The sequence below is a fragment of the Pseudomonas sp. FW306-02-D09B genome (genome assembly GCF_058782685.1).
In genome coordinates this window covers 131,257-157,542 of record NZ_JBYSXY010000003.1, presented here as the reverse complement: position 1 = coordinate 157,542, position 26,286 = coordinate 131,257, and the positions used below count along the sequence as shown (strand labels likewise).

The window sequence follows — 26,286 nt, the reverse complement described above, 5'->3', positions numbered from 1 at the left end:
ATTGCGGAGAAAGTAGATGAGCGCGCTCTATATGATTGTCGGCACCCTGGTGGCTTTGGGCGTGCTGGTCACCTTCCATGAATTTGGCCATTTCTGGGTCGCGCGTCGCTGTGGCGTCAAGGTTCTGCGTTTCTCCGTGGGCTTCGGCCTGCCATTGCTGCGCTGGCATGACCGGCGCGGCACCGAGTTCGTGATCGCTGCCATCCCTTTGGGTGGTTACGTGAAGATGCTTGATGAGCGTGAAGGCGAAGTTCCGGCCGAGCAGCTTGATCAGGCCTTCAATCGCAAATCCGTTCGTCAGCGCATCGCCATCGTAGCTGCCGGGCCTATCGCCAACTTTTTGTTGGCACTGGCGTTTTTCTGGGTGCTGGCGATGCTTGGCACCGAGCAGGTGCGTCCTGTCATCGGCGCCGTTGAAGTCGGCAGCATGGCCGCCAAGGCCGGTTTGAGTCCGGGGCAGGAAATCGTCGCCATCGATGGTGAGCCGACTTCGGGTTGGGCAGCGGTGAATCTGCAACTGGTCCGGCGTCTTGGTGAAAGTGGTTCGTTGCAATTGCTGGTGCGCGAACAGGGCTCTACCGCCGATTCGCCGCGCGAGCTGGTCCTGGATCACTGGCTCAAGGGGGCTGATGAGCCGGACCCGATTCGTTCGTTGGGTATCCGTCCTTGGCGTCCGGCATTGCCGCCTGTGTTGGCAGAGCTGGACCCTAAGGGCCCGGCGCAGGCAGCAGGCCTGAAGACCGGTGACCGTCTGCTGGCGCTTGATGGCCAGGCGCTGACCGATTGGCAGCAAGTGGTCGATTGGGTGCGTGTGCGTCCTGATACCAAAATTGTGCTGCATATCGAGCGTGACGGTGCTCAAATCGACGTCCCGGTTACCTTGGCAACTCGCGACAAGGCGAAAGTAGCCAGTGGTTATCTGGGTGCCGGGGTGAAGGCTATCGATTGGCCACCAGAGATGATTCGCGAGGTCAGCTACGGTCCCGTGGCTGCGATTGGCGAAGGTGCTCGACGCACCTGGACCATGAGTGTGCTGACCCTTGATTCACTAAAGAAAATGTTGTTCGGCGAGCTCTCGGTAAAAAACTTGAGTGGACCGATAACCATTGCTAAAGTGGCGGGCGCTTCTGCCCAGTCGGGTGTCGCTGATTTCCTGAATTTCCTGGCTTATCTGAGTATTAGCTTGGGTGTTCTGAATTTGCTGCCCATTCCTGTACTGGATGGGGGGCATCTGTTGTTTTATCTGATCGAGTGGGCGCGTGGTCGTCCCTTGTCGGATCGGGTGCAGAGTTGGGGGATACAGATCGGTATCAGTTTGGTGATCGGGGTGATGTTGCTTGCTCTGGTCAACGATCTGGGTCGACTGTAACGCTTCGCTGAATTGCGAATCTGCCGCATTTTGCGGCAGTTTGTTTATTGCCAGTTGGAATAAGAAAGGACTTCATGAAACGTCTGCTGCTAACTGCGGTTCTCACCGTATTGATGATCGCCGAAGTTCACGCCGAGTCCTTCACTATCTCCGATATTCGTATCAATGGCCTCCAGCGGGTATCCGCGGGTAGCGTCTTTGGTGCCTTGCCGTTGAACGTCGGTGAACAGGCGGATGATCGTCGCCTGGTGGAATCCACTCGTGCGCTGTTCAAAACCGGTTTCTTTCAAGATATCCAGCTGGGCCGCGATGGCAATGTCCTGGTCATTACTGTAGTCGAGCGCCCGTCGGTCGCCAGTATCGAGATCGAAGGCAACAAGGCGATCTCCACTGAAGACCTGATGAAAGGCCTTAAACAATCCGGTCTGGCCGAAGGCGAGATCTTCCAGCGTGCGACGCTTGAAGGCGTGCGTAACGAGCTGCAGCGCCAGTACGTCGCTCAAGGCCGCTACTCGGCCACCGTTGACACTGAGGTTGTTCCTCAGCCGCGCAACCGCGTTGGCTTGAAGGTCAATATCAACGAAGGCACTGTCGCGGCTATCCAGCACATCAACGTGGTGGGTAACACGGTTTTCCCTGACGAAGACCTGATCGACCTGTTCGAACTCAAGACCAGCAACTGGTTGTCGTTCTTCAAGAACGATGACAAGTATGCTCGTGAAAAACTCTCCGGTGACCTGGAACGTCTGCGTTCCTACTACCTGGACCGTGGCTATATCAACATGGATATCGCTTCGACCCAGGTTTCGATCACTCCGGACAAAAAGCACGTCTATATCACCGTCAACATCAACGAAGGTCAGAAGTACAACGTTCGTGACGTGAAGCTCAGCGGAGACCTGAAGGTCCCTGAAGACCAGGTCAAGGCGCTGCTGCTGGTGCAAAAAGGTCAGGTGTTCTCGCGCAAGCTGATGACCACGACTTCCGAGCTGATCACCCGTCGCCTGGGTAACGAGGGCTACACCTTCGCCAACGTCAACGGCGTACCGACCCCGCATGACGACGATCACACCGTTGATATCACCTTTGTGGTCGATCCGGGCAAGCGTGCCTACGTAAACCGTATCAACTTCCGCGGCAACACCAAGTCGGAAGACGAAGTGCTCCGTCGTGAAATGCGCCAGATGGAAGGTGGCTGGGCTTCGACCTACCTGATCGACCAGTCCAAGACCCGTCTGGAACGTCTGGGCTTCTTCAAGGAGGTCAACGTCGAGACTCCGGCTGTACCGGGTGTCGATGACCAGGTTGACGTGAACTACGCCGTTGAAGAGCAACCTTCCGGTTCGATTACCGCCAGCGTTGGTTTTGCTCAGAGCGCCGGTTTGATCCTGGGTGGTTCGATTACCCAGAACAACTTCCTGGGTACCGGTAACAAGGTCAGCATCGGCTTGACCCGTAGCCAATACCAGAGCCGTTATAACTTCGGTTATGTCGACCCGTACTGGACAGCCGATGGCGTGAGCCTGGGTTACAACGCTTTCTATCGCACCACTGACTACAAAAACCTCGACGTCAACGTATCGAGCTATGCGGTAGACAGCTTGGGCGCAGGTGTCAACGTCGGTTATCCGATCAGCGAGACTTCGCGTCTGACCTTTGGTCTGACGGCGCAGCAAGACAAGATCAAGACCGGTCAGTACACCGTTGACGAGATTTTCAACTTTGTTAACACGCAAGGCGACCAGTACCTGAACTTCAAGGCTTCGGCCGGTTGGTCCGAGTCGACCCTGAACAAAGGCGTGCTGGCGACCCGCGGTCACTCGCAAAGCCTGACACTGGAAGCCACTACCCCGGGCAGCGATCTGTCATTCTTCAAGCTCGACTACCGTGGTCAGTTGTTCCAGCCATTGTCTGAGAACTACACCATGCGCCTGCACACCGAGCTGGGTTACGGTGATGGTTATGGTTCTACGAGCGGGCTGCCGTTCTACGAGAACTATTATGCTGGTGGTTTCAACTCGGTACGCGGTTTCAAGGACAGTACATTGGGGCCTCGTAGTACGCCGAGTCGGGGTGCTGGCGGTACAAACGGTACAGGTAACGCAGGCACTCTCGCCGATCCGGATCAGGATCCGCTGCCATTCGGTGGTAACGTCCTGATTCAAGGTGGTGTAGAAGTTCTCTTCCCATTGCCTTTCGTCAAGGACCAGCGATCCCTGCGTACCTCTGTGTTCTGGGACGTCGGTAACGTGTTTGACTCCAAGTGCGAGCAGGTCAGGAATACCAATGGCAGTTTTTCCAATACTCAGTGCAACGACATCAGCCTGAGCAATATGGCCAGTTCGGTGGGTGTAGGTGTGACATGGGTTACCGCCCTTGGTCCGTTGAGCTTTGCCTTGGCAATGCCGGTCAAGAAGCCGGACAGCAATGCGGAGACTCAGGTGTTCCAATTCTCCCTCGGTCAGACTTTCTAATAGCCTGATCCAAGATAACGACAATGGATTTTGTAGGAGTGCATCGTGCGTAAGTTGACTCAATTGGTTCTCCTGGCAACTGTCCTGGTAGCAACCCCGGCATTTGCCGAAATGAAAATCGCGGTACTGAACTATCAAATGGCTCTGCTGGAATCTGACGCGGCGAAGAAGTACGCCGTGGATGCCGAGAAGAAGTTCGGGCCACAGCTGACCAAGCTGAAAACCCTGGAAAGCAGTGCCAAAGGCATTCAGGATCGTCTGGTAAGTGGTGGCGACAAGATGGCCCAGGGCGAGCGTGAGCGTCTTGAGCTTGAATTCAAGCAAAAGGCCCGTGACTTCCAGTTCCAGTCCAAAGAGCTGAACGAAGCCAAAGCCGTTGCTGACCGTGAAATGCTGAAGCAGCTCAAGCCGAAACTGGACAGCGCTGTGGAAGAAGTCATCAAGAAAGGTGCTTTTGACCTGGTCTTCGAGCGTGGCGCAGTGATTGATGTCAAGCCTCAGTACGACATCACTCGCCAGGTTATCGAGCGCATGAATCAGCTGAAGTAATCCATGACAGCGACTATAAAGCTCGGTCAATTGGCCGAGTTCCTCGGGGCCACTCTCCGTGGCTCCGCGGAGAAAGAAATCACTGGGCTAGCCACCTTGCAGGAGGCTGGCCCAGCTCAGTTGAGCTTTCTGGCAAACCCCCAATACCGTAAATATCTGGCTGACAGCCAGGCCGCAGCCGTGTTGCTGAAGGCCGCTGACGCAGAAGGTTTTGCCGGTGATGCGCTGGTTGTGCCTGATCCGTATGCGGCGTATGCCCGGGTTTCCCATCTGTTCGACCCCAAGCCCAAGGCTGCTGCCGGTATCCATCCGACAGCGGTGGTGGCAGCGGACGCAGTGGTTGATCCGGCTGCGAGCATTGGCGCGTTTGCCGTGATCGAAAGTGCTGCGCGAATTGCCGCCGGCGTGACGGTCGGTGCCCACTGCTTCATCGGTGCGCGCAGCGAGATCGGTGAGGGCGGCTGGTTGGCCCCGCGTGTGACCCTGTACCACGACGTACGCATCGGCAAGCGCGTGGTGATTCAGTCCGGTGCCGTGCTCGGTGGTGAAGGCTTTGGTTTTGCCAACGAAAAAGGCATCTGGCAGAAGATCGCCCAGGTGGGTGGGGTATTGATCGGTGACGATGTGGAGATTGGCGTAAATACCGCCATCGACCGCGGTGCGTTGGCTGACACCATCATCGGCAATGGCGTGAAGCTCGATAACCAGATTCAGATCGCCCACAACGTGCAAGTCGGTGATCACACCGCCATGGCGGCGTGCGTGGGGATTTCCGGCAGCACCAAAATCGGCAAGCACTGCATGCTGGCAGGTGGTGTGGGGCTGGTCGGACACATTGATATTTGCGACAACGTATTCCTGACCGGGATGACCATGGTGACTCACTCGATTACCGAGCCGGGTTCCTATTCCTCCGGGACAGCTATGCAACCGGCTGCCGAGTGGCGCAAAAGCGCCGCACGTATCCGTCAACTCGATGATATCGCGCGACGTCTGCGACAGCTGGAAAAGCGTGTTGGGGACGTGACCCCTGACGGCAATGCTTCATCAGATGGCTGATACCATTTCCATATCAAGTGTGCACAGCCGTTAGACTGCCTCCTTGATTTGCTAGAGGAGTGTGCGTCAGTCGCGCGCTCCCAATCTTTACATAGGCTTCCCCCCGAAATGATGGACATCAACGAGATTCGCGAATACCTGCCTCACCGTTACCCGTTCCTGTTGGTGGACCGGGTAGTGGAGCTGGATGTTGAGGGCAAGCGCATTCGCGCCTACAAGAATGTCAGCATCAACGAGCCGTTCTTCAATGGTCACTTCCCGGCGCATCCAATCATGCCCGGCGTATTGATCATTGAAGCGATGGCTCAGGCTGCCGGGATCCTTGGTTTCAAAATGCTCGACGTCAAGCCGGCCGATGGCACGCTTTACTACTTCGTTGGCTCCGACAAGCTGCGTTTCCGCCAGCCGGTTCTGCCGGGTGATCAGTTGATTCTTGAAGCCAAGTTCATCAGCTGCAAGCGTCAGATCTGGAAGTTCGAATGCCAGGCTTCGGTCGATGGCAAGCCAGTCTGCTCTGCTGAAATCATCTGTGCGGAACGCAAGCTATGAGTTTGATTGACCCTCGCGCAATCATCGATCCGACGGCCATTCTGGCCGACGACGTCGAGGTCGGCCCATGGTCGATCGTCGGCGCTGGTGTGGAAATCGGCGAGGGAACAGTGATTGGCCCGCACGTGATTCTCAAAGGGCCGACGCGTATTGGTAAGCACAACCGCATTTACCAGTTTTCCTCGGTAGGTGAGGACACGCCCGATTTGAAGTACAAGGGTGAAGAAACCCGCCTGGTGATCGGTGACCACAATGTCATCCGTGAAGGCGTGACGATTCACCGTGGCACCGTTCAGGATCGTTCCGAAACGACTCTGGGCGACCACAACCTGATCATGGCCTATGCCCACATTGGTCATGACAGCGTTATCGGCAATAACTGCATCTTGGTCAACAACACCGCGTTGGCCGGTCATGTGCATGTCGATGACTGGGCGATCCTGTCAGGCTTTACCCTGGTTCATCAGTATTGCCATATTGGCGCCCACAGCTTTTCCGGTATGGGCACAGCCATTGGCAAGGATGTTCCAGCCTATGTCACGGTGTTCGGCAACCCTGCCGAAGCCCGTAGCATGAACTTCGAAGGCATGCGTCGCCGTGGTTTCAGCGAAGAGGCGATCCACGCATTACGCCGTGCCTACAAAGTGGTTTATCGCCAGGGTTTGACAGTCGAACAAGCGCTTGCCGAGTTGGCCGAGCCGTCGGAAGAGTTTCCGGAAGTCGCGATATTCCGTGACTCCATTCAGTCTTCGACTCGCGGCATCACCCGTTAATCATGGCCAATCTGCGTGTTGCACTGGTGGCGGGCGAAGCCTCCGGCGATATTCTGGGCGCAGGTCTGATGCGGGCGCTCAAGGCTCAGCATCCTGCGGTTGAGTTCATCGGTGTCGGCGGTCCGCTGATGCAGGCTGAAGGCCTGACGTCTTACTTCCCGATGGAGCGTCTGGCGGTCATGGGCCTGGTCGAGGTGCTCGGCCGCTTGCGTGAGCTGTTGGCTCGTCGAAAAAAACTGATCGCGACCCTCATAGCCGAAAAGCCGGATGTTTTCATCGGTATCGACGCTCCGGACTTCACCCTTAACATTGAACTCAAACTGCGTCAGGCCGGGATCAAGACCGTGCATTACGTCAGCCCATCGGTTTGGGCATGGCGTCAAAAGCGCGTGCTGAAGATTCGCGAAGGCTGCGATCTGATGCTCACGCTGTTCCCGTTTGAAGCCAAATTCTACGAAGAGAAAGGCGTGCCGGTGCGGTTTGTCGGTCACTCCCTGGCCGATGCAATCCCCCTTGAGGCTGACCGCACGGCTGCGCGCGCCGAACTGGGATTGCCAGAAGACGCCCCATTGGTTGCGCTGATGCCAGGCAGTCGGGGTGGGGAAGTTGGGCGCCTGGGTGCCTTGTTCCTCGACACCGCCGAGCGTTTGCGGGCCATGCGCCCCGGTGTGCGGTTCGTCATGCCGTGCGCCAGCCCCGAGCGCCGCGTGCAGCTCGAAGAGCTGTTGGCGGGCCGCGATTTGCCAGTGACCCTGCTCGATGGTCGTTCCCATCAGGCGCTGGCCGCTTGCGACGCGGTGCTGATTGCTTCGGGAACCGCCACGCTGGAAGCGCTGTTGTACAAGCGACCGATGGTCGTGGCTTACCGTCTGGCGCCGCTGACGTTCTGGATTCTCAAGCGCATGGTGAAAAGCCCTTACATCTCCTTGCCGAATTTGCTGGCCCAGCGTCTGCTGGTGCCCGAATTGCTGCAAGACGATGCAACCCCCGAGGCATTGGCGCTGACGCTGTCGCCATTGATCGATGGCGGTGAAGAGCAAACCACCGGTTTTGACCAGATTCACCGGACCTTGCGTCGCGACGCCTCGAACCAGGCCGCAGATGCCGTCCTCAATCTGATCGGCAAATCTCAGTGAGTAACGTAAAGATGCAAATGGGTCTGGATTTTACCCTCGTCGCAGACGTCGAAGATCTGGTCGCCGGTGTCGATGAGGTGGGTCGTGGCCCGCTTTGCGGCGCTGTGGTGACGGCGGCGGTGATCCTCGATCCGAACCGGCCGATTCTCGGGCTCAATGACTCGAAAAAACTCACCGAAGCACGCCGTGAAAAGCTCTACGACGAAATCTGCGAGAAAGCCCTGAGCTGGTGCATCGCACGTGCCGAAGTCGAAGAAATCGATGAACTGAATATTCTGCACGCCACCATGCTGGCCATGCAGCGTGCCGTCGAAGGTCTGCACATCACGCCGAAGCTGGCGATGATCGACGGCAACCGCTGCCCGAAGCTGGCCATGCCGGCTGAAGCGGTGGTTAAAGGCGATAGCAAGGTTCCGGCCATCGCAGCGGCATCGATTCTGGCGAAAGTCAGCCGTGATCGCGAAATGGCGGCATTCGAATTGATTTACCCGGGTTATGGCATCGGCGGCCACAAAGGCTACCCGACGCCCGTTCATCTGGAAGCCTTGGCCCGACTGGGGCCGACACCGATTCACCGGCGTTCGTTCGCGCCGGTGCGCCTTGCTTACGAGGCCCGCGAGGGTTTGATCGAGAGCTAGTCACAAGGCTGATGTTTTTGCCAAGGCCCGGTACAATCCGGGCCTTGTTGTCTTCACGTTTTCAGACAGGATCACTATGCCGGCTTCATTCGTTCACCTACGCCTGCACACTGAATACTCCCTGGTCGACGGTCTGGTGCGGATCAAACCGCTGGTCAAGACCCTGGTCGGCATGAACATGCCTGCCGTGGCGGTCACCGACCAGAACAACATGTGTTCCCTGGTCAAGTTCTACAAAAACGCCATGGGCGCCGGGATCAAGCCGATCTGTGGCGCTGACCTGTGGCTGTCGAACAAGGATCCTGACAATCCGCTGAGCCGGATCAGCTTCCTGGCGATGAACGCCGTTGGCTACCGCAACCTCACCGAGTTGATTTCGCGTGGCTTTATCGATGGCCAGCGCAATGGCCAGGTCATCATCGAGCGCGAATGGGTGGCCGAGGCCAACGAAGGCTTGATCATGTTGTCGGCGGCCAAGGAGGGCGAGATCGGTATCGCCTTGCTCGGTGGCAATCCTGATGAGGCCGAGACTCTGGCCCGTGAGTGGATGGCCGTATTCCCGGATCGCTTCTATCTGGAAATCCAGCGCACCAATCGCCCCAACGACGAAGAACAGTTGCACGCCGCCGTGGCCCTGGCTGACAAGATCGGCGCACCGCTGGTGGCCACCAACGACGTGCGCTTCATCAAGCAGGAAGATTTCGCCGCTCACGAAACCCGCGTATGCATCGGTGAAGGGCGGGCGCTCGACGATCCGCGCCGCTCGAAGAACTACAGTGACCAGCAATACCTCAAAAGCGCCGAGGAAATGGCCGAGTTGTTCAGCGACTTGCCCGAAGCGCTGGAAAACACCGTCGAGATTGCCAAGCGCTGCAACATCGATGTGAAGCTCGGCAAGCACTTCCTGCCCAACTTCCCGATTCCCGATGGCATGACCATCGACGAGTATTTCCGCAAAGTCTCCTTTGACGGCCTGGAAGAGCGCTTGAGCGTTCTGCTGCCCAAGGACACCACCGAAGATTACGAGGCCAAGCGTCAGGTCTATGTCGACCGGTTGAATTTCGAGCTGGATATCATCATCCAGATGGGCTTCCCCGGTTACTTCCTGATCGTTATGGACTTTATCCAGTGGGCCAAGAACAACGGCGTACCGGTAGGTCCTGGCCGTGGGTCGGGTGCCGGGTCGCTGGTGGCCTATGTACAGAAGATCACCGACCTCGACCCGCTGGAATATGACCTGCTGTTCGAACGTTTCCTGAACCCGGAACGGGTATCCATGCCCGACTTCGACGTCGACTTCTGCATGGACGGTCGTGACCGGGTGATCGACTACGTGGCCGAGAAATACGGCCGCAACGCGGTAAGCCAGATCATCACCTTCGGTTCCATGGCCGCCAAGGCTGTGGTCCGTGACGTGGCGCGGGTGCAGGGCAAGTCCTACGGTTTGGCGGATCGTCTGTCGAAGATGATCCCCTTCGAAGTCGGCATGACCCTGGAAAAAGCCTACGAGCAGGAAGAAATCCTCCGCGACTTCATCAAGGTCGATGAAGAGGCTGCGGAAATCTGGGAGATGGCGCGCAAGCTTGAAGGCGTTGTGCGTAACGTCGGCAAGCACGCCGGTGGTGTGGTGATCGCACCGACCAAGCTGACCGACTTCTCGCCGATCTATTGCGACGAAGAAGGTGGCGGCCTGGTAACCCAGTTCGACAAGGACGACGTCGAGGCGGCCGGTCTGGTGAAGTTCGACTTCCTGGGTCTGCGAACCCTGACCATCATCGACTGGGCGCTGAAAACCATCAACCGCGACCGCGCCAAGGTCAATGAGCCGCCGCTGGATATCGCATTTATCCCGCTGGACGATAAACCGACCTACACGCTGCTGCAAAAAGCTGAAACCACCGCAGTGTTCCAGCTCGAGTCGCGCGGCATGAAAGAGCTGATCAAAAAGCTCAAGCCCGACTGCCTGGAAGACTTGATCGCACTCGTGGCGTTGTTCCGTCCCGGTCCGTTGCAATCGGGCATGGTGGATGACTTCATCAACCGTAAGCACGGTCGCGCCGAACTGGCGTACCCGCACTCGGATTACCAGTACGAAGGCCTCAAGCCGGTATTGGCGCCGACCTACGGCATCATCCTGTATCAGGAACAGGTGATGCAGATCGCTCAGGTCATGGCCGGGTACACCCTCGGTGGTGCGGACATGCTGCGTCGGGCCATGGGTAAGAAAAAACCCGAAGAAATGGCCAAGCAGCGTGGTGGCTTCATTGAAGGTTGCGCGACCAATAATATCGATGCCGACCTTGCCGGTAACATTTTCGACCTGGTGGAAAAATTCGCCGGTTACGGCTTCAACAAATCTCACTCCGCCGCCTACGGCCTGGTGTCGTACCAGACCGCCTGGCTGAAAGCCCACTACCCGGCGCCGTTCATGGCTGCGGTACTCTCGGCGGATATGCACAACACCGACAAGGTCGTGACCTTGATCGAAGAAGTGCGGACCATGAAGCTGCGCCTCGACGCGCCGGACGTGAACACCTCGGAGTTCAAGTTCACGGTGAACGACGAAGGCCGGATTATTTACGGTCTGGGGGCGATCAAGGGGGTTGGTGAGGGGCCGGTTGAAGCAATTACTGAAGCGCGCCTGGAAGGGCCATTCAAGGATCTGTTCGATTTCTGCGCCCGAGTCGACCTCAAGCGCATCAACAAGCGGACCCTCGACGGGTTGATCCGCAGTGGTGCGCTGGACCGACTCGGTCCGTATTTCCACGACGAACCGAAAGCCTATCAGGCCAACATCGACCGCAATCGCGCAGTCTTGCTGACGGCCATGGAAGAAGCGATCAAGGCGGCCGAGCAGACCGCACGGACCCACGACAGTGGCCACGCGGACCTGTTTGGCGGCCTGTTTGTCGAAGCAGACGCCGACGTCTACGCCAATCACCGCAAGGCCAAGGAGTTGACGCTCAAGGAGCGCCTGAAGGGGGAGAAAGATACCCTGGGGCTGTACCTGACCGGTCACCCGATCGACGAATACGAAGGTGAAATCCGCCGCTTTGCCCGTCAACGCATCATCGATTTGAAACCGGCGCGTGATACACAAACGGTCGCGGGCATGATCATCGCCTTGCGGGTGATGAAGAACAAAAAGGGCGACAAGATGGGGTTCATCACCCTCGACGACCGTTCGGGCCGGATCGAAGCGTCGCTGTTTGCCGAGGCGTTCCATTCCGCGCAGTCGCTGTTGCAGACTGACGCGATGGTGGTGGTCGAAGGCGAAGTCAGCAATGACGACTTCTCCGGTGGCCTGCGCTTGCGGGTCAAGCGGGTGATGAGCATGGAGGACGCACGCACCAACCTGGCCGAAAGCCTGCGCTTGAAGGTCCAGACCCAAGACCTCAAAGGCGATCAGCTACGCTGGCTGGGTGAGTTGTTCAAGCGTCATCGTGGTGCGTGTCCGATTACCATGGAGTACACCAGTCCTGACGCCAAGGCCTTGTTGCAGTTCAGCGAGACCTGGCGAATCGATCCGGCGGATGCCTTGATTCAAGCCCTGCGTGACCAGTTCGGGCGAGACAACGTCTTCCTCCAATACCGTTGACGGTCAGGTGCCATTCTTTACTTTTGAAAGCTTGGCCTTGACCTTGACCCAATTTTTAATCTCGACCTGAACGCGCCTGTCCCTTAAGGTAGGGCGCGAATAGACAACCGGCCGGCCCAAGCTCTCTTGGACGTCGACCCAAGACGGACGCCTATGAACCCGAATTTTCTTGATTTCGAACAGCCGATCGCCGACCTGCAAGCCAAGATCGAAGAGTTGCGCTTGGTCGGTAATGACAATTCGCTGAATATCGGCGATGAAATCTCCCGCTTGCAGGACAAGAGCAGCACGCTCACCGAAGACATCTTCGGCAAGTTGACCAGCTGGCAGATCGCGCGTCTGGCGCGTCACCCACGTCGCCCGTACACCCTGGACTACATTGAACACATCTTCACCGAGTTCGATGAATTGCACGGTGACCGTCACTTCTCCGACGACGCTGCGATTGTCGGTGGTGTTGCCCGTCTGGACGACCAGCCGGTGATGATCATCGGCCACCAGAAAGGCCGTGAAGTGCGCGAGAAAGTTCGCCGCAACTTCGGCATGCCGCGCCCGGAGGGCTACCGCAAGGCCTGCCGTCTGATGGAAATGGCCGAGCGTTTCAAAATGCCGATCCTGACCTTCATCGACACCCCGGGTGCATACCCTGGCATCGACGCTGAAGAGCGTAACCAGAGCGAAGCGATTGCCTGGAACCTGCGTGTCATGGCCCGCCTGAAAACCCCAATCATCGCCACCGTGATCGGTGAGGGTGGTTCCGGCGGTGCGCTGGCGATCGGCGTTTGCGACCAGCTGAACATGCTGCAGTACTCGACCTACGCGGTGATCTCGCCGGAAGGTTGCGCCTCGATCCTGTGGAAAACCGCCGAGAAAGCCCCGGATGCCGCTGAAGCCATGGGCATCACCGCCGAGCGCCTGAAAGGCCTGGGTATCGTTGATAAAGTGATCAGCGAGCCGCTGGGTGGCGCGCACCGTGATCCGGCCGCTGCTGCTGCTTCGATCCGTGCGGAACTGAGCTCGCAACTGGCGATGCTGAAGAAGTTCGACAACGACGCGCTGTTGGCCCGCCGTTACGAGCGTCTGATGAGCTACGGTCTCTGATCGAGCACAGCTCTCTGTAGGAGCGAGTCTTGTTGTGGTGAGGGGGCTTGCCCCCGTTGGACTACGAAGTAGTCCCAAATACAGTCGATGCGATCGAACGAATCGACCTTTTTGCGACGGCTACGCCGCCGAACGGGGGCAAGCCTCCTCACCACAAGTTCATCGCGAGCAAGCTTTGCTCCTGCAGGTTTGGGGATGTTCATGAGCCTTTCAGCTGCACTTCTCAAACGCCTGGCTCCCTGGCACACCGCGCCGACCTGGCGTGTCGCTTTCTCCGGTGGTCTCGACTCCACCGTTCTGCTGCACCTTCTTGCGCAACTCGCAAAAAAACATTCCCTGCCTGAACTCAAAGCCATTCATATCCATCACGGTCTCCAGGCTGCGGCTGATGCGTGGCCGGGACATTGTCAGTCGGTGTGTGACGCCCTGGGGGTGCCATTGGAGGTTATTCACGTTCAGGTTCAGCCTGGGGCGAGCCTGGAGCGCGCGGCGCGCGAGGCGCGGTATGGCGCCTTTGTCGAGGCGACTCAAACCAATGAGCTGCTACTCACGGCGCAGCACCAGAACGATCAGGCGGAAACCCTCTTGTTCCGCCTGTTGCGCGGGGCAGGGGTGAGAGGTTTGTCGGCGATCCCGTCACAGCGTCCTTTGGGCCGTGGTTTTTTGCTGCGACCGTTGCTTGAGGTGTCGCGGGCTGAACTCGAAGCCTATGCCGTCGAGCATCGGTTGAGCTGGATCGAGGATCCGTCGAACGCCGATCAACAGTTTTCTCGTAATTACCTTCGCCAGCAGATTTTTCCAGCGCTCACTCAGCGTTGGCCACAGGCCGTGGCCACCATCGCTCGCAGCGCCGCGCATTTGAGTGAAGCGCAGGGTTTGCTCGATGATTTGGCCGAGATGGATCTGGCGCCCGCCGCAACGGTCAGCGAATTCGATTGGCTGGGCGTGCCGTCGCTGGAAATGGCTGCGCTTGAAACGCTTTCCGCCGCCCGCCAGCGCAATGCTCTCAGCCACTGGCTGGCGCCGTTGACGCGGATGCCGGACAGCGACCATTGGTCGGGTTGGGAAAATTTGCGCGATGCAGCGACGGATGCACGGCCGATCTGGCGCCTGGCCGACGGTGAGTTGCATCGTGCGAACGGGCGAATCTGGTGGTTGTCCGGCCATTGGCTGAACCTCCCCGAGCCGGCTCCGCTTTGGCCTGATCCGTCGGTGGCACTGCTGCTGCCGAACAACGGCCGGTTGACCTTCAGCGGGACCATTCCTGCCGGCGTATTAAGCGTGCGCTACCGGCAGGGCGGTGAAAACATGCATTTGCCGGGGCGCGGGCATCGCGACCTCAAGCGTTTGCTCAATGAAAGCGGCCTGCCGCTGTTTGCCCGTGGCAGATTGCCGCTGCTCTTCTGCAATGAACAATTGCTCGCGGTGGCAAACCTGCGTGGGCTCGACGGTAGTGCGGGGGGAAACGGTCTTTTGCGGTGGCAGCCAGCGATCAACGATCAAGGTTTGAGCTGAAAGGGGCTTTCCGGTAGACTACGCTCCCTTCTTGATACAACTTCTGTGGATTCAGCTGAATTGCAGGAGTTGCCGATTACCAAGCAGTCTTTGCTGGGCGATTCCAAAAAATGTGTAGCGAGCAACGTACCGGTGATTCTTCTTCCGGTCTGTCCCAACGCGGCGGTTTTTTTGAAAGATGCACTGTAATTAATGCAGGTGATCGGGGGCTTCGGCCTTCCTTCGCTTTCCCCGGCGGCTCGGACCGCTTTAACGCAGACTTCTAGGGTTTTTCATGACGCGCTACATATTCGTCACGGGCGGTGTTGTTTCTTCATTGGGGAAAGGCATTGCATCGGCTTCATTGGCGGCCATCCTGGAGGCGCGGGGACTTAAGGTCACCATGCTCAAGCTGGACCCGTACATCAACGTTGACCCGGGCACCATGAGCCCGTTCCAGCACGGTGAAGTGTTCGTCACTCACGACGGCGCCGAGACCGACCTGGACCTGGGCCACTACGAGCGGTTCATCCGCACGACCATGACCCAGAACAACAACTTCACCACCGGCCGTGTCTACGAGCACGTCCTGCGCAAAGAGCGCCGTGGTGATTACCTGGGCGCAACCATCCAGGTGATTCCGCACATCACCGACGAAATCAAGCGCCGCATCATCAAGGGTGCAGGCGATGCCGACGTGGCGATGGTCGAGATCGGTGGCACCGTGGGTGACATCGAATCCCAGCCGTTCCTCGAAGCCATCCGTCAATTGCGTTTCGAAGTCGGCGCCAAGCGCGCGATGCTGATGCACCTGACACTGGTGCCGTACATCGCCACTGCCGGCGAAACCAAAACCAAGCCAACTCAGCACTCGGTCAAGGAACTGCGTTCCATCGGCCTGCAGCCAGACGTGCTGGTGTGCCGTTCCGACCACCCGATCGATATCTCTTCGCGTCGCAAGATCGCGCAGTTCACCAACGTTGAAGAACGTGCGGTCATCGCGCTGGAAGACGCCGACACCATCTACAAGATCCCGGGCATCCTGCATTCCCAGGGCCTGGATGATTTCGTCGTCGAGCGTTTCGGCCTGCAATGTGGCGGCGCCGATCTGTCCGAGTGGGAAGCCGTGGTCGATGCCAAGCTCAACCCTGAGCACGAAGTCACCATCGCCATGGTCGGCAAGTACATGGAACTGCTGGACGCCTACAAGTCGCTGATCGAAGCGATGAGTCATGCCGGCATCAGCAACCGTACCAAGGTCAACCTGCGTTACATCGACTCCGAAGACATCGAGAACCAGGGCACCGCGCTGCTGGAAGGCGCTGATGCGATTCTGGTGCCTGGCGGCTTCGGTTTGCGTGGCGTGGAAGGCAAGATCACCGCCGTTCAATACGCTCGCGAAAACAAGGTTCCATATCTGGGTATCTGCCTGGGCATGCAAGTCGCCGTGATCGAGTTCGCCCGTAACGTGCTGGGCTGGAAAGATGCCAACTCCACCGAATTCGATCGCACCAGCGGTCACCCGGTCGTGGGTCTGATCACCGAGTGGGAAGATGCCACCGGTGCCGTTGAAACCCGTTCCGAATCGTCCGATCTGGGCGGCACCATGCGTCTGGGTGCTCAGGAATGCCTGCTGGAAGCCGGCTCCCTGGTTCACGATTGCTACGCCAAGGACGTGATCGTCGAGCGTCATCGTCATCGCTATGAAGTGAACAACAAGCTGCTGCCGCAACTGATCGAAGCCGGTCTGAAAATCTCCGGTCGTTCCGGTGACGGTGCGCTGGTTGAAGTGGTTGAAGCGCCGAACCACCCATGGTTCGTTGCTTGCCAGTTCCACCCGGAGTTCACCTCGACTCCGCGCGACGGCCACCCGTTGTTCAGCGGTTTCGTCAAAGCAGCTTTGGCTCAACACCAGAAGAAGGCTTGAACCTGATGGCTCAGAAGATCATCCGCGTAGGCAACATCGAAATCGCCAACGACAAACCGATGGTGCTGTTCGGTGGCATGAACGTGCTGGAAAGCCGTGACATGGCGATGCAGGTCTGTGAAGAGTACGTAAAGGTCACCGAGAAACTCGGTATCCCTTACGTATTCAAGGCCAGCTTCGACAAGGCCAATCGTTCGTCGGTAACCTCCTATCGGGGCCCCGGCCTCGAGGAAGGCATGCGGATTTTTCAGGACATCAAGCAAGCCTTTGGCGTGCCGATCATCACCGATGTCCATGAGCCTGAGCAGGCTGCAGTTGTCGCTGAAGTCTGCGAGATCATCCAGTTGCCGGCCTTCCTGTCGCGCCAGACCGATCTGGTCGTCGCGATGGCCAAGACCGGCGCTGTGATCAACATCAAGAAAGCCCAGTTCCTCGCCCCTCAGGAAATGAAACACATCCTGAGCAAATGCGAAGAGGCCGGTAACGATCAGTTGATCCTCTGCGAGCGTGGTTCGAGCTTCGGCTATAACAACCTGGTCGTGGACATGCTCGGCTTCGGCATCATGAAACAGTTCGAATACCCGGTGTTCTTCGACGTGACCCACGCGCTGCAAATGCCTGGTGGTCGCTCGGATTCTGCCGGCGGACGCCGTGCGCAGGTCACCGACCTGGCCAAGGCGGGCATGAGCCAGTCGCTGGCCGGCCTGTTCCTGGAAGCGCATCCGGATCCGGACAACGCCAAATGTGACGGCCCTTGCGCCTTGCGTCTGGACAAACTGGAGCCATTCCTGGCTCAGCTCAAGGCTCTGGACGAGTTGGTGAAGAGTTTTCCGACGGTAGAAACCGCGTAATCCTCAATTCTCCGGTAAAGTACCGCTCGATTTATCGCTCTGGCCCGCTGGCCGCACTGCTCTTGTAGGAGCAGGGCTTGCCAGCGATGGTGTCCTTGAGGGCCCCATCGCCGGCAAGCCGTGCTCCTACAGCGTTTTCGTCAACTTTGGAGTGTTTACAACAATGGCAAAAATCGTCGACATCAAAGGTCGTGAAGTTCTCGACTCCCGTGGCAATCCCACCGTCGAAGCGGACGTGCTTCTCGATAACGGCATCATCGGCAGCGCTTGCGCGCCGTCCGGTGCTTCCACCGGTTCGCGCGAAGCGCTCGAGCTGCGTGATGGCGACAAGAGCCGTTACCTGGGCAAGGGTGTACTGAAAGCTGTAGCCAACATCAATGGCCCGATTCGCACCGCGCTGCTGGGTAAAGACCCGGTTGACCAGAAAGCCCTCGACCGCATCATGATCGAGCTGGACGGTACCGAGAACAAGGGCTGCCTGGGCGCCAACGCAATCCTCGCCGTGTCGCTGGCTGCTGCCAAGGCTGCTGCCCACGACCAGGACCTGCCGCTGTACGCACACATTGCCAACCTGAACGGTACTCCGGGTGTTTACTCGATGCCGGTTCCGATGATGAACATCATCAACGGTGGCGAGCACGCCGATAACAACGTCGACATCCAGGAATTCATGGTTCAGCCAGTGGGCGCCAAGACTTTCTCGGAAGGTCTGCGCATGGGCACCGAGATTTTCCATCACCTCAAAGCTGTACTGAAGGCTCGTGGCCTGAGCACTGCGGTGGGCGACGAAGGTGGTTTCGCACCGAACCTGGCGTCCAACGAAGATGCACTGAAAGTAATCTCCGAAGCCGTGGCCAACGCTGGCTACAAACTGGGCACCGACGTGACCCTGGCTCTGGACTGCGCGGCCAGCGAATTCTACGAAGACGGCAAGTACAACCTGTCCGGTGAAGGCCAGGTGTTCACCGCTGAAGGTTTTGCCGACTACCTCAAAGGCCTGACCGAACGTTACCCGATCATCTCCATTGAAGATGGCCTGGACGAGTCCGACTGGGCTGGCTGGAAAATCCTCACCGACAAAATCGGCGAAAAAACCCAGCTGGTGGGCGACGACCTGTTCGTGACCAACACCAAGATCCTGAAAGAAGGCATCGACAAGAAGATCGCCAACTCGATCCTGATCAAGTTCAACCAGATCGGCACCCTGACCGAAACCCTGGAAGCGATCCAGATGGCCAAGGCCGCTGGTTACACTGCCGTGATCTCGCACCGCTCCGGCGAAACCGAAGATTCGACCATTGCCGACCTGGCTGTGGGCACTTCGGCTGGCCAGATCAAAACCGGTTCGCTGTGCCGTTCCGACCGCGTTTCCAAGTACAACCAACTGCTGCGCATCGAAGAGCAATTGGGCGGCAAAGCCAAGTACAACGGTCGTGGCGAATTCCGCGGCTAAGCTTGGGTAGTTAAAAAGACACCGGATTGTGTCGAAAAAATCGCAGCATCAGTCCCTGTAAAAACGTAGCGAGCGCAGGAAAGACAAGGCAAAAACAGGCGAGGACGCGGAGTTTACGTGTTGTAAATGAGCAGTCCGAGCCTGTTTTTAACGCAGTATTTTGTGCGTAGCGCCGAAGGCGCACAGCCTGCAGTAGTTTTTACAGTGACTGATCGGGATTTTTGCCACTAATCTGATGCCTTATAAGTACGAGCCTGGTTCTTCCAGGCTTCGTGCTATCAGAAGCTTTAAAGTTGGCATGGCTGTCTTTTTTCACTGGATACCTGATATTCGATGCGCAGTCCTTACTGGTTGTTTCTTGTCTTGCTCTTGCTGCTGGCTGGTCTGCAATACCGCCTGTGGGTGGGTAATGGCAGTCTGGCGCAAGTGGCCGAGTTGACTCAGCAAATTGCTGATCAGCATGCTGAGAACGAGTCGTTGCTGGAGCGCAATCGGGTCATGGACGCCGAGGTCAGTGAGTTGAAAAAAGGCATGGAGACCGTTGAAGAGCGGGCTCGCCATGAGTTGGGCATGGTCAAGGACGGTGAAACCCTTTACCAGTTGGCTCAATGATGAATACGTTACCGGCCTTCTGGGCCGTGATTCCTGCCGCGGGCGTCGGTGCCCGCATGGCCGCGGACCGTCCCAAGCAATATCTGCAACTGGGCGGGCGCACTATTCTCGAACACAGCCTTGGCTGTTTCCTCGATCATCCAGCCTTGAAAGGCCTGGTGGTCAGTCTTGCCGTTGATGACCCTTATTGGCCGACCCTGGCGTGTGCTACCGATCCGCGTATCCAGCGGGTGGACGGTGGTGAAGAACGCTCGGGTTCGGTGCTGAACGCGTTGCTGCATTTGCATGCGCTAGGCGCTGCAGATGAAGACTGGGTGTTGGTCCACGATGCTGCGCGGCCGAATCTGACCCGTGATGATCTCGACAAGTTATTGTCGGAGTTGGCTGACGATCCTGTCGGCGGGTTACTGGCTGTGCCTGCGCGTGACACGCTCAAGCGTGTGGACAAGCATGGTCGGGTCCTTGAAACGGTTGATCGCAGTTTGATCTGGCAGGCGTATACGCCGCAGATGTTTCGTTTGGGGGCTTTGCATCGGGCGTTGGCGGACAGTCTGGTGGCTGATGTGACCATTACTGATGAGGCGTCTGCGATGGAGTGGTCGGGTCAGGCGCCACGCTTGATCGAGGGGCGGGCGGATAATCTCAAGGTTACTCGGCCTGAAGACCTTGAATGGTTGCGGCTGCGTTGGGCTAGTCGCCGCTGATTCCTCTGTCATACCGCTCACCTGATGTAGGAGCCGGGCTTGCCCGCGATGGCGGCCTGACAGCCGACCAATCTCTTGCAGATGTACACCAATCAAAATTGTGGGAGCTGGCTTGCCTGCGAAGGCGGCCTGACAGCCGACCAACCTCCCGCAGATGTACACAGTTCAACTGTGGGAGCGGGCTTGCTCGCGAAGGCGGCCTGACAGCCGACCCATCTCTTGCGAATGTACACCGTTCAACTGTGCGAGCCTGCTCGCGATGGCGGCCTGAAAGCCGACCAACCTCCTGCAGGTGTACATATCCATTCCTGCGGTAACGACCGCTTAGGGTTTCGCCCTGACGGCGACTCCCTTTGGCAAACGCCCCAAAGGAAGCAAAGGTCTTCGCCCCAAGCGTACGGCACCTCGCCTAGGCTCGGCGTTCCCTCACTCCGGTATTCATCAGGGGGCATCGCCTACGGTCTGCTTCGCGACGACCTCCTCTCGATGTGTCCGGCTGCGCCGTACGGCGCTGCGCGCCCACCCCCTGATGAACACCTGCGCTCGGCCTTCCGATAGGGGCGGGTGGATCAAGATCAGCAGCGGCAGGCGAGCTAACGCTCGGCCTGTTGAGTGGTGGGGGCGTGTCATTGGTTATCTTTGGAGCTGCGGTAGGCTGCGATTCTTTGATCCTTTGATCCTTTGATCCTTTGATCAAAGTTGGTATTCCGGCCTTTTTGCCAACCCTTCTTTCAGATAGTCCACCAGTTTGCGCACTTTCGGCGATAGATGCCGTTGCTGTGGATACAGTGCCCAGACGGCGGTGTTCGGTGGTTGATGGGCATCCAGCAACGACACCAGTGCGCCATTGTTCAGGTGCTCCAGCACGTAATAGTCCGGCAGCTGACACAACCCGACACCTTGTAGCGCTGCGTCCAGCACTGCTTGCCCGCTGTTACAGCGCCAATTGCCTTGTACTCGCTGGGAAAATTCTCTGCCGTCCTGTTCCAGTTGCCAGATATCCGAGCTGCCGATCAGGCAGTTGTGTCGACTCAGCTCGGACAAACTGTGCGGTCGGCCATACCGTTCCAGATAGGACGGTGATGCGCACAAGTACATACGTCGTGGCGCCAGGCGCGTGGCCACCAGTCGTGAGTCTTGCAGGCGGCCGAGCCGGATTGCCAGGTCCAGGCCCTCGTGCACCAGGTCGAGCGGACGGTTGCTCAGCTCGATATCGACCCGCAATTGTGGATAAAGCCCCATGAAGCTGGTCACCAGAGGCACGATGAAGCGCTCGCCGTACGCCACTGCACAGGTCATGCGCAGCATGCCTTTGGGTTCGCTGGTCAGGTCGCCGACGGCGCGCAAGGCTTCTTCGCGTCCGTCTTGCAAGCGTTGGCAGTGTTGCAGGAACGTCTGCCCGGCTTCGGTCAGCGTCACCCGACGGGTACTGCGGTAAAGCAGGCGGGTTTGCAGGCGCTCTTCAAGGCGTACGATTTGTCGACTGATGTGCGAGGACGAAACCCCGAGGCGTTCGGCGGCAGCCGTGAACTGGTTGCATTCGGCGACGGCGACGAATTCATCGATGCCTTCCCAGCGGTTCTCGGACATGAGGATTATCCCTGTGCAGCAATAATGTTTTGCTTTCGGCTGGATTATTAATCGTCCGGTGGTGTTTTACACTCGTTGTCTCGTTTTTATTCGCTGGAGAGACAGGATGATCAAGTCGCGCGCTGCCGTTGCCTTCGAGGCCAAGAAACCCCTTGAGATCGTTGAAGTCGATGTCGCCATGCCCAAGGCGGGTGAAGTCCTGTTGCGTGTGGTCGCCTCCGGTGTTTGCCATACCGACGCCTACACCCTGTCGGGCGCTGACCCGGAAGGTATCTTCCCGTCGATCCTCGGCCACGAAGGTGGCGCGATTGTCGAAGCTATCGGCGAAGGCGTGACTTCGGTCGCGGTCGGCGATCACGTGATTCCGCTGTACACCCCGGAATGCGGCCAGTGCAAATTCTGCAAGTCGGGCAAGACCAACCTCTGCCAGGCTATTCGTGCGACCCAGGGCAAAGGCCTGATGCCAGACGGCACCACGCGTTTCTCCTACAAAGGTCAGCCGATTTTCCACTACATGGGCACGTCGACCTTTTCCGAATACACCGTATTGCCGGAAATTTCCGTCGCGAAGATTCCTAAAGAGGCACCACTGGAAAAAGTCTGCCTGCTGGGTTGCGGCGTCACCACCGGTATCGGCGCGGTCATCAACACTGCCAAGGTCAAGCCGGGCGACACCGTGGCCATCTTCGGCCTGGGCGGCATTGGTCTGTCAGCGGTCATCGGTGCGGTCAAAGCCAAGGCGGGGCGAATTATTGCCATCGACATCAACCCGGCCAAGTTCGAAATCGCCAAGCAGTTGGGCGCTACCGATTGTGTGAACCCGAAAGATTTCGACCGTCCGATTCAGGACGTGATCGTCGACATGACTGACGGCGGCGTCGACTTCTCCTTCGAGTGCATCGGTAATGTACAACTGATGCGTGCGGCGCTGGAGTGCTGCCATAAAGGTTGGGGTGAGTCGGTGATCATCGGCGTTGCCGGTGCTGGCCAGGAGATCTCCACCCGTCCGTTCCAACTGGTGACCGGTCGCGTCTGGCGCGGTTCGGCATTTGGCGGCGTGCGCGGTCGCACCGAGTTGCCAAGCTACGTGGAAATGGCCCAGAGCGGCGAAATCCCGTTGGACACGTTCATCACCCACACCATGGGCCTGGAAGACATCAACAAGGCATTCGACCTGATGCATGAAGGCAAAAGCATCCGCTCTGTCATCCATTTCTGAGGTCGGTCATGAGTCTGGAAAATCTCTCATGCCAGAAGAGCTTCGGTGGCTGGCATAAACGCTACAAGCATCATTCCGAAGTGCTGGGCTGCGACATGGTGTTTGCCGTGTACTTGCCGCCGCAAGCGGAGCAGGGCGGCAAGCTGCCGGTGTTGTACTGGTTGTCGGGATTGACCTGCACCGACGAAAACTTCATGCACAAGGCCGGCGCGATGCGCATGGCGGCCGAGCTGGGGTTGATCATCGTCGCGCCGGACACCAGTCCGCGAGGTGCCGATGTTCCGGGCGACCCGGATGGCGCATGGGATTTCGGCCACGGTGCCGGGTTCTATCTGAACGCCACGCAGGAGCCTTGGGCCAAACACTATCGGATGCACGACTACGTGGTGCAGGAATTGCCTGCGTTGGTCGAAGCGCATTTTCCGGCCTCGGACAAACGTGGCGTCAGCGGCCACTCCATGGGCGGGCACGGCGCGCTGGTCTGTGCCTTGCGCAACCCTGGGCGGTATCAGTCGGTGTCGGCCTTCGCGCCTATCAACAATCCGATGGATTGCCCGTGGGGTCAGAAGGCGTTTTCGCGCTACCTGGGCGAAGAGCGTTCGAAGTGGCGCGAATGGGATGCTTGCGTGTTGATCAGCGAGGCCAGCGAAAAGCTGCCGTTGCTGGTGGATCAGGGTGATCGGGATGACTTCCTCGCCACTCAGCTCAAACCCGAAGCGCTGCAGCAGGCGGCGAAACTGGCCGGCCATCCGCTGACCTTGCGTCTGCAACCGGGCTACGACCACAGCTATTTCTTTATCGCCAGCTTTATTGATGAACACTTGCGACATCACGCACACGCTCTAGGCGCCTAAAGCAGGTAGAATCACGCCCTGACTAAATCGGGGCGTTTTTTTATGCGTATTGGCCACGGCTATGATGTGCACCGTTTCGCTGAAGGCGATTTCATCACTCTGGGCGGCGTGCGAATTGCACACGGTTTCGGACTGCTCGCCCATTCCGACGGCGACGTCTTGCTGCATTCGTTGAGCGATGCCTTGCTCGGCGCAGCGGCGCTGGGTGATATCGGTAAACACTTTCCAGACACCGACCCGCAATTCAAAGGTGCTGACAGCCGCGTACTGTTGCGTCACGTTGTCGCGCTGATCCACGCCAAGGGCTGGAAGGTCGGTAATGTCGATAACACCATCGTTGCCCAGGCGCCGAAAATGGCCCCGCATATCGAATCGATGCGTGCGCTGATCGCCGCGGATCTTCAAGTTGAGTTGGATCAAGTGAACGTGAAAGCTACCACCACCGAAAAGCTCGGCTTTGTCGGTCGCGAAGAAGGCATCGCCGTGCACTCCGTTGCCTTGTTGCTGCGCGCATGAATGAACTGCAATTGCTCGGCTCGCGCGCTTACGGTGAAGCCCTCGGCACTGCCGTACTGAAAGCCATCGCGGAAGATTTTCAGGTCGATGAAGTCCTCGATATCCCGCTGACCGGCGAAGGCGAACACCTGTGGATCTGGGTGGAAAAACGCGGCTTGAACACCGAAGAGGCGGCCCGGCGGATTGCCAAGGCTGCCGGCGTGCCGTTGCGCACCGTCAGCTATGCCGGCTTGAAAGATCGCCAGGCACTGACCCGCCAGTGGTTCAGCGTGCAATTGCCGGGCAAGGCCGATCCTGACTTGTCCGCGGCAGAAAACGACACACTGAAAATCCTCAAGACCGCACGCCATAAACGCAAGCTGCAGCGCGGTGCGCATTCGGCCAATGGCTTTACCTTGCGCTTGACCCAGTTTGCTGGCGACAAGGACGCGATTGACGCGCGTCTGCAATTGATCGCCAAACAAGGCATTCCCAACTACTTCGGCGCGCAGCGTTTCGGCCACAATGGCGGCAACGTGGTGGATGCCCGTGACTGGGCGGCACGTAAAGCCTTGCCGGAGCAGCGCAACGTGCGTTCACGCCTGCTCTCTACCGCGCGCAGCTTTCTGTTCAATCAGGTATTGGCGGCGCGAGTCGCCGATGGCAGCTGGCAGCGCGCCCAGGTCGGTGACTTGCTGGCGTTCACCGACAGCCGCAGCTTCTTCCCGGCAGGTGAAGCCGAATGCAGTGATCCGCGCCTGGCAATCCTCGACCTGCACCCGACCGGGCCGCTGTGGGGCGAGGGCGAGTCCCCTGCGACCGGTGCGACTCATGAACTGGAGCAGCGGGTCGCGGCAGGCGAAGCGGATCTGCGCGATTGGTTGATAAACGCTGGAATGAGCCAAGAACGTCGCATCCTGCGGCTGCCCATTGGCGGGTTGACGTGGCATTATCCCTCGCTGGACATTCTGCAACTGGAATTCGTCCTTCCGGCCGGATGCTTCGCCACCGTATTGGTGCGTGAACTCGTCGATCTGGTGCCGGTGGGGCAGACGGACAGCTCATGCGTATTCTGATTTCTAACGACGATGGGGTAACAGCGCCCGGTCTTGCCGCGCTTCATGCTGCGCTGGCGGATTACACCGAGTGCGTGGTTATTGCCCCTGACCAGGACAAAAGCGGCGCCAGCAGTTCGCTGACGCTTGACCGTCCGTTGCACCCGCAAACCCTGGCCAATGGCTTTATCAGCCTAAATGGCACGCCGACCGATTGCGTGCACCTGGGCCTCAACGGTTTGCTGGAGCGCGAGCCGGATATGGTGGTTTCCGGGATCAACATGGGAGCCAACCTGGGCGACGATGTGCTGTATTCCGGCACGGTTGCGGCGGCGCTCGAAGGGCGTTTCCTCACGCTGCCGTCGTTTGCCTTCTCGCTGGTATCGCGGCAAGTGGAAAACCTGCCGACGGCGGCCTACTTTGCGCGCAAGCTGGTGGAGGCTTATGCCGACCTTGATTTGCCACCGCGCACGGTGCTGAACGTGAACATTCCGAATCTGCCTCTGGAACATATTCGAGGTATCCAGCTGACTCGCCTGGGTCACCGTGCCCGCGCTGCCGCGCCGATTCAAGTGGTCGATCCGCGTGGCAAATCCGGCTACTGGATTGCCGCGGCCGGCGATGTGGAAGATGGCGGGCCTGGTACGGATTTCCATGCGGTAATGCAGGGTTATGTCTCGATCACCCCGCTGCAACTCGATCGTACCTTCAATGATGCCTTCAAAAGTCTTGATGGCTGGCTGGAGGGGCTGCGCTGATGGCTCGTGAACAAGACGATATCCTGCG

Annotated in this window: 22 protein-coding genes; 21 read left to right on the top strand and 1 reads right to left on the bottom strand. The window is 58.3% G+C overall.

Going from position 1 to position 26,286, the window contains the following annotated elements:
• Window positions 1–16: 16 nt before the first annotated feature.
• From rseP to ispD, 16 genes are all read left to right on the top strand, one after another.
• Window positions 17–1,369, top strand: coding sequence for a sigma E protease regulator RseP (gene rseP / locus AC3WK5_RS07470; RefSeq protein ID WP_054595914.1), 1,353 nt, complete (start codon window positions 17–19; stop codon window positions 1,367–1,369).
• 74 nt (window positions 1,370–1,443) lie between these two features.
• Entirely contained in the window at window positions 1,444–3,843 is a 2,400-nt protein-coding gene (gene bamA / locus AC3WK5_RS07465; RefSeq protein WP_103315514.1) for an outer membrane protein assembly factor BamA, read from the top strand.
• Window positions 3,844–3,888: 45 nt separating this feature from the next.
• The gene (locus AC3WK5_RS07460) at window positions 3,889–4,392 is read left to right on the top strand and encodes an OmpH/Skp family outer membrane protein (protein WP_019692093.1); all 504 of its coding nucleotides are present in this window, start codon (window positions 3,889–3,891) and stop codon (window positions 4,390–4,392) included.
• A 3-nt stretch (window positions 4,393–4,395) separates the two neighbouring features.
• Window positions 4,396–5,451, top strand: a complete 1,056-nt coding sequence (lpxD, locus tag AC3WK5_RS07455; protein ID WP_054595916.1) for a UDP-3-O-(3-hydroxymyristoyl)glucosamine N-acyltransferase — start codon at window positions 4,396–4,398, stop codon at window positions 5,449–5,451.
• Window positions 5,452–5,559: 108 nt separating this feature from the next.
• Window positions 5,560–6,000 carry a 3-hydroxyacyl-ACP dehydratase FabZ gene (fabZ, locus tag AC3WK5_RS07450; protein WP_007978374.1) on the top strand — a complete coding sequence of 147 codons (441 nt, stop codon included), beginning with the start codon at window positions 5,560–5,562 and terminating at the stop codon, window positions 5,998–6,000.
• The gene (gene lpxA / locus AC3WK5_RS07445) at window positions 5,997–6,773 is read left to right on the top strand and encodes an acyl-ACP--UDP-N-acetylglucosamine O-acyltransferase (RefSeq protein WP_103315513.1); all 777 of its coding nucleotides are present in this window, start codon (window positions 5,997–5,999) and stop codon (window positions 6,771–6,773) included. Before fabZ ends, lpxA begins: the two co-directional genes overlap by 4 nt.
• Window positions 6,774–6,775: 2 nt before the next feature.
• Window positions 6,776–7,909 (top strand): lipid-A-disaccharide synthase, encoded by a 1,134-nt coding sequence (lpxB, locus tag AC3WK5_RS07440; RefSeq protein WP_103315512.1) that lies wholly within the window; start codon window positions 6,776–6,778, stop codon window positions 7,907–7,909.
• An 11-nt stretch (window positions 7,910–7,920) separates the two neighbouring features.
• Window positions 7,921–8,547, top strand: coding sequence for a ribonuclease HII (rnhB, locus tag AC3WK5_RS07435; RefSeq protein ID WP_081013746.1), 627 nt, complete (start codon window positions 7,921–7,923; stop codon window positions 8,545–8,547).
• A gap of 76 nt (window positions 8,548–8,623) precedes the next feature.
• Complete coding sequence (dnaE, locus tag AC3WK5_RS07430) at window positions 8,624–12,145, top strand: DNA polymerase III subunit alpha (RefSeq protein ID WP_103315511.1); 3,522 nt, start codon at window positions 8,624–8,626, stop codon at window positions 12,143–12,145.
• Window positions 12,146–12,298: 153 nt separating this feature from the next.
• Window positions 12,299–13,246, top strand: coding sequence for an acetyl-CoA carboxylase carboxyltransferase subunit alpha (locus AC3WK5_RS07425; RefSeq protein ID WP_019692099.1), 948 nt, complete (start codon window positions 12,299–12,301; stop codon window positions 13,244–13,246).
• Between the two features lie 201 nt (window positions 13,247–13,447).
• Window positions 13,448–14,761 carry a tRNA lysidine(34) synthetase TilS gene (tilS, locus tag AC3WK5_RS07420; protein ID WP_103315550.1) on the top strand — a complete coding sequence of 438 codons (1,314 nt, stop codon included), beginning with the start codon at window positions 13,448–13,450 and terminating at the stop codon, window positions 14,759–14,761.
• Window positions 14,762–15,035: 274 nt separating this feature from the next.
• Window positions 15,036–16,667, top strand: coding sequence for a CTP synthase (pyrG, locus tag AC3WK5_RS07415; RefSeq protein WP_054595921.1), 1,632 nt, complete (start codon window positions 15,036–15,038; stop codon window positions 16,665–16,667).
• A 5-nt stretch (window positions 16,668–16,672) separates the two neighbouring features.
• Window positions 16,673–17,518, top strand: a complete 846-nt coding sequence (kdsA, locus tag AC3WK5_RS07410; protein WP_054595922.1) for a 3-deoxy-8-phosphooctulonate synthase — start codon at window positions 16,673–16,675, stop codon at window positions 17,516–17,518.
• Between the two features lie 163 nt (window positions 17,519–17,681).
• Window positions 17,682–18,971, top strand: a complete 1,290-nt coding sequence (gene eno, locus AC3WK5_RS07405; RefSeq protein ID WP_103315510.1) for a phosphopyruvate hydratase — start codon at window positions 17,682–17,684, stop codon at window positions 18,969–18,971.
• Window positions 18,972–19,304: 333 nt separating this feature from the next.
• The gene (gene ftsB / locus AC3WK5_RS07400; protein ID WP_019692104.1) at window positions 19,305–19,583 is read left to right on the top strand and encodes a cell division protein FtsB; all 279 of its coding nucleotides are present in this window, start codon (window positions 19,305–19,307) and stop codon (window positions 19,581–19,583) included.
• Complete coding sequence (gene ispD, locus AC3WK5_RS07395; RefSeq protein ID WP_103315509.1) at window positions 19,580–20,287, top strand: 2-C-methyl-D-erythritol 4-phosphate cytidylyltransferase; 708 nt, start codon at window positions 19,580–19,582, stop codon at window positions 20,285–20,287. Before ftsB ends, ispD begins: the two co-directional genes overlap by 4 nt.
• A 693-nt stretch (window positions 20,288–20,980) precedes the next feature.
• Here the strand turns inward: ispD and AC3WK5_RS07390 are convergent.
• Window positions 20,981–21,877 carry a LysR substrate-binding domain-containing protein gene (locus tag AC3WK5_RS07390; RefSeq protein WP_103315508.1) on the bottom strand — a complete coding sequence of 299 codons (897 nt, stop codon included), beginning with the start codon at window positions 21,875–21,877 and terminating at the stop codon, window positions 20,981–20,983.
• Window positions 21,878–21,983: 106 nt separating this feature from the next.
• Between AC3WK5_RS07390 and AC3WK5_RS07385 the strand changes: the two genes are divergently transcribed.
• The 5 genes from AC3WK5_RS07385 to surE are packed head-to-tail and all read left to right on the top strand — an operon-like array spanning window position 21,984 to window position 26,258.
• Entirely contained in the window at window positions 21,984–23,096 is a 1,113-nt protein-coding gene (locus AC3WK5_RS07385; protein WP_054595925.1) for an S-(hydroxymethyl)glutathione dehydrogenase/class III alcohol dehydrogenase, read from the top strand.
• Window positions 23,097–23,104: 8 nt separating this feature from the next.
• Window positions 23,105–23,950 (top strand): S-formylglutathione hydrolase, encoded by an 846-nt coding sequence (gene fghA, locus AC3WK5_RS07380; protein WP_103315507.1) that lies wholly within the window; start codon window positions 23,105–23,107, stop codon window positions 23,948–23,950.
• Window positions 23,951–23,992: 42 nt separating this feature from the next.
• Window positions 23,993–24,466 carry a 2-C-methyl-D-erythritol 2,4-cyclodiphosphate synthase gene (gene ispF, locus AC3WK5_RS07375; RefSeq protein ID WP_054595926.1) on the top strand — a complete coding sequence of 158 codons (474 nt, stop codon included), beginning with the start codon at window positions 23,993–23,995 and terminating at the stop codon, window positions 24,464–24,466.
• Complete coding sequence (truD, locus tag AC3WK5_RS07370; RefSeq protein ID WP_103315506.1) at window positions 24,463–25,521, top strand: tRNA pseudouridine(13) synthase TruD; 1,059 nt, start codon at window positions 24,463–24,465, stop codon at window positions 25,519–25,521. The genes ispF and truD overlap by 4 nt, the downstream gene beginning before the upstream one ends.
• On the top strand, window positions 25,509–26,258 hold the full coding sequence (gene surE / locus AC3WK5_RS07365; protein ID WP_054595928.1) for a 5'/3'-nucleotidase SurE: 750 nt from the start codon (window positions 25,509–25,511) through the stop codon (window positions 26,256–26,258). The genes truD and surE overlap by 13 nt, the downstream gene beginning before the upstream one ends.
• Window positions 26,259–26,286: the final 28 nt, after the last annotated feature.

Bases quoted from the DNA above. Each gene is read 5' to 3' on its own strand.
- surE (WP_054595928.1), top strand. From the start codon at position 25,509: ATGCGTATTCTGATTTCTAACGACGATGGGGTAACAGCGCCCGGTCTT.
- fabZ (WP_007978374.1), top strand. From the start codon at position 5,560: ATGATGGACATCAACGAGATTCGCGAATACCTGCCTCACCGTTACCCG.
- rseP (WP_054595914.1), top strand. From the start codon at position 17: ATGAGCGCGCTCTATATGATTGTCGGCACCCTGGTGGCTTTGGGCGTG.
- ftsB (WP_019692104.1), top strand. From the start codon at position 19,305: ATGCGCAGTCCTTACTGGTTGTTTCTTGTCTTGCTCTTGCTGCTGGCT.
- truD (WP_103315506.1), top strand. From the start codon at position 24,463: ATGAATGAACTGCAATTGCTCGGCTCGCGCGCTTACGGTGAAGCCCTC.
- bamA (WP_103315514.1), top strand. From the start codon at position 1,444: ATGAAACGTCTGCTGCTAACTGCGGTTCTCACCGTATTGATGATCGCC.
- lpxA (WP_103315513.1), top strand. From the start codon at position 5,997: ATGAGTTTGATTGACCCTCGCGCAATCATCGATCCGACGGCCATTCTG.
- ispF (WP_054595926.1), top strand. From the start codon at position 23,993: ATGCGTATTGGCCACGGCTATGATGTGCACCGTTTCGCTGAAGGCGAT.
- fghA (WP_103315507.1), top strand. From the start codon at position 23,105: ATGAGTCTGGAAAATCTCTCATGCCAGAAGAGCTTCGGTGGCTGGCAT.
- AC3WK5_RS07385 (WP_054595925.1), top strand. From the start codon at position 21,984: ATGATCAAGTCGCGCGCTGCCGTTGCCTTCGAGGCCAAGAAACCCCTT.
- AC3WK5_RS07390 (WP_103315508.1), bottom strand. From the start codon at position 21,877: ATGTCCGAGAACCGCTGGGAAGGCATCGATGAATTCGTCGCCGTCGCC.
- lpxD (WP_054595916.1), top strand. From the start codon at position 4,396: ATGACAGCGACTATAAAGCTCGGTCAATTGGCCGAGTTCCTCGGGGCC.
- tilS (WP_103315550.1), top strand. From the start codon at position 13,448: ATGAGCCTTTCAGCTGCACTTCTCAAACGCCTGGCTCCCTGGCACACC.
- pyrG (WP_054595921.1), top strand. From the start codon at position 15,036: ATGACGCGCTACATATTCGTCACGGGCGGTGTTGTTTCTTCATTGGGG.
- dnaE (WP_103315511.1), top strand. From the start codon at position 8,624: ATGCCGGCTTCATTCGTTCACCTACGCCTGCACACTGAATACTCCCTG.
- kdsA (WP_054595922.1), top strand. From the start codon at position 16,673: ATGGCTCAGAAGATCATCCGCGTAGGCAACATCGAAATCGCCAACGAC.
- lpxB (WP_103315512.1), top strand. From the start codon at position 6,776: ATGGCCAATCTGCGTGTTGCACTGGTGGCGGGCGAAGCCTCCGGCGAT.
- AC3WK5_RS07425 (WP_019692099.1), top strand. From the start codon at position 12,299: ATGAACCCGAATTTTCTTGATTTCGAACAGCCGATCGCCGACCTGCAA.
- eno (WP_103315510.1), top strand. From the start codon at position 17,682: ATGGCAAAAATCGTCGACATCAAAGGTCGTGAAGTTCTCGACTCCCGT.
- rnhB (WP_081013746.1), top strand. From the start codon at position 7,921: ATGCAAATGGGTCTGGATTTTACCCTCGTCGCAGACGTCGAAGATCTG.
- ispD (WP_103315509.1), top strand. From the start codon at position 19,580: ATGATGAATACGTTACCGGCCTTCTGGGCCGTGATTCCTGCCGCGGGC.